Origin of the sequence: Methanosarcina sp. UBA411 (genome assembly GCF_002495725.1) — an archaeon.
Lineage (GTDB): Archaea > Halobacteriota > Methanosarcinia > Methanosarcinales > Methanosarcinaceae > Methanosarcina.
This window is the reverse complement of record NZ_DAGK01000013.1, coordinates 63,084-66,121: the sequence shown is the minus strand read 5'-3', so window position 1 is coordinate 66,121 and position 3,038 is coordinate 63,084. Positions and strand designations below refer to the sequence as shown.

The window sequence follows — 3,038 nt, the reverse complement described above, 5'->3', positions numbered from 1 at the left end:
GAGGACGGTGCCCTTTTCGCTGCGCTCAAGAGGGCTAATTTATGAACTTAGAGGATTTGATTTCGCTCTCTCAAGCGGACTAATTCATGGGACAGAAATTTCAGTGTCTTTGCGTGGTTATAAAAAATGAGTAGATTTTCTTAGAGGTATCATGTTTGAGAAGTCTGGGGAATATTTGATATTTAAGAGTTCCAGCATAATAACGTGAGACATGACTAAAAATCCGAGGGAAATAAAACCCTCTACATTATATAAAAATGGCTCTTCGCTGTTTCGAGTGTGTAACTTACATTCATTTCCGAAGTGTTGAATTATAACATATAAGTTTAGAAACAGCTATTGTTGAAAATCACATTCAAGCTTGGTGTTTCTCTTTTCGGCTTGGCTACATCTTAACTAAATAATTATTTTTGATAAATAGTTGAAACATTAGATTTTATTTATTCAGGCCTTCAAAAATTTCCTAGCTTTTGCACGCTTTCTTCCATGGGTTCAGGAGAAAATAGACTTCTCTCGAGCTTTTCACCAAACTCCTCAAGTATAGATGCAGGAATATCGAGATCAGGGTATGGAGGAGTAAGAGGTTCAAAATCTTCTTCGTTCGGCCTGACTTGCCTGAACTCGGGCAGGAACAGAATAAAAGCCAAAAATAAGATAAAGATTATGTACTCTCTGTCGTAAATCGGCCATGAAACGTTCCCTGTGAGAGAAAAAATGGAATTAATATAGGACGCGGGCCAGGAGATGATTGGAAGAGATAAAGCTGCGGGATGGGACAACAGAAGGACGAATACAAAGAGGAAAATGAGAACGAAACCCATCTTTTTGAGCAGGCCATGTGTCTTGGAATAAAGCCACCATTCCCACCAGGCAGGCTTGAAAGGTCCTGTACGGAGATTTTTCAGGAGCCGGGCTGCAGGTTTCTTTACTTCGGCTGGAGACTCCAGTCTCAGGCATTCATCAAGTCTATCTACCGATTTTCGGAAGTAGTGTGCCCGGTAGTAAAAAAGCCCCAGAAAATAAAGGGCATACGCTTTCAGTTCGTTATCTTTGGATCTCTGCAGAATGGCTGCTTTTTCAAGTTTTCCTGCAGCTGCAAGTAGTGTATACCTGAAACGTGCACTATTTTCGTCAAAAGATGTTTCTGCACACATATACCTCGCATACGCATCCCAGAGCAACAGTTTCAGGTCTTCCGAATTCAAGGCAAGAGCTCGCCTGAAAGACTCAAGTGCATCCTCACAGGCTTGCTCTTCAAGTTCTATCCGACCTTTTAGGTTTCTTGAGAATGCATTATCAGGGGCTTCTGCAATCGAAGCTTCTAGCTCTTTTAATGCGCCCCTACTGTTTCCGATCCTGAAGTAAAGCTCTGCAAGTCCGTTTCTTGCATGAAAATTTTTTGGATTTATATCAATTGCTTTTCTGTATGCCTTGATAGCTCTATCGAAATCTTTCAGCCTGAAATAGGCAAATCCCAACAGGCAGGCAGGAAAATCCGAGTTTATTTCGTCTGTTAGCTTTTCAAGGACTGCAACGGCTTTCTCAAACTCCTGCAGCCTTATGAGAACAAAAGCTTTCATGACTGAAGCCTGTGTGTTTTGAGGGTCAAGGGTAAGGATCCTATCAAACACTTCCAGGGCTTTTCCCCACTCTCCGCAGTGTGCAAAAACCAGGCCTTTTCCGGAATATGAAATTGTTTCTGCTTCGGAAAGTTCTCTGGCGCTTTCAAAAGCTATTAAAGCATCCTGATATCTGCCAAGGGCATTCAGAGCAAGCCCTTTAGAATTCCTGAGAATTTCCAACCTGAAATTTATTTCAGCGGAATTCAAAATTTCAGGTTCTTTATCTTCGAGAATTTTTGTGGATTTTTCTGCTCCTGCAGCTGCATAAATAGCTTCTTCTGCATCTTCGAGCGTTTTTAGAGCTTCCTCATACATCCTCAGGCAGAGAAGAGTAATTCCTTTGCAAATTTGAGGAAAAGAGCGTTCAGATTCTCTTTTCGCGGCATTGTCAAAGGCTTTAAGAGCTTCCGCATACTCTCCAAGCTCGGCAAAAGCAAATCCCCGATATTTCCAGCTTTCATCCCCAATTTCTCTTTCAGGAAGTCCCCCAGATAATTCCAGATATTTTTTAAAAGCCGTTTGGAGCTGACTGCCAAGAGTCTCTCCAAAATCTTTTTCCTGATGCCTGAGTCGGGAGAGAGTAACTCCTCGGTTATAACGGGCAGGCAGGCTTTCATAGTCAAGCTCGAGGAGTGTCTCATAAGCGTCAAGAGCTTCCCTATATCTTCCAAGCTTATAAAGCGCGTTTCCTTTTCCATTCCACGCAAAAAGATTTCTGGAATAAAGACCGAGAGCTTCCTCAAAGCTCTCAAGAGATCTGGAATAATCCCCAAGCTGATAATATACTTCTCCAAGACCGCTCAGAATACCACTATCTTCAACTCCGGAAGAGAGGGCCTTTTCATACGCCTGCAGAGCTTCGTAAGGCCTCTGCATGGCTAAAAAACAGTTACCTACCCCTCTCCATCCCTCTAGGCTCAAAGGATTAGCTTCAAGGGCTTTCCTGAAAGCATCTAGAGATTCCTGATATTTTCCAAGTGCCAGCAGGGCTTTTCCTTTGCCAGCTTTTGCCTCTATAAGAGAGTTATCAAGTTCAAGTACACTTTCAAATATGTCAAGAGCTTCACGAGGCCTGCCCAGCTTTCCGAGAAGCCTACCTCTTTCGAGTCTGTTTTTTGTGTTTCTTGGCTCAATGATAAGACTTTTTTCAAAAGCTGATAGAGCCTCTTCTTTCCTTCCCATGCCTTCGAGAATTCTGCCCTGCGTTTCCCAAGCAACTGCAGATGCAGGTTCAAGTTCCAAAGCCTTTTCACAGGTTCTCAAAGCTTCTCTCTTTTTACCCAGGGCAAGGTATGCTTTTGCCTCACCTTCCCATGCTCCTGAATGTAAAGGTTCTAGCATAAGGGTTTTTCCATAAGCCTCAAGTGCCTCTTCATTTCTCCCAAGTATGGATAGGGTTATTCCTCTATAGTACCA

Annotated in this window: 1 protein-coding gene; it reads right to left on the bottom strand. The window is 42.7% G+C overall.

Translation table 11 applies throughout. From position 1 onward, the window contains the following. Positions 1–452: 452 nt before the first annotated feature. The coding region (locus tag BP861_RS05615; protein WP_292373401.1) for a tetratricopeptide repeat protein at positions 453–3,038 on the bottom strand (2,586 nt) is incomplete at its 5' end.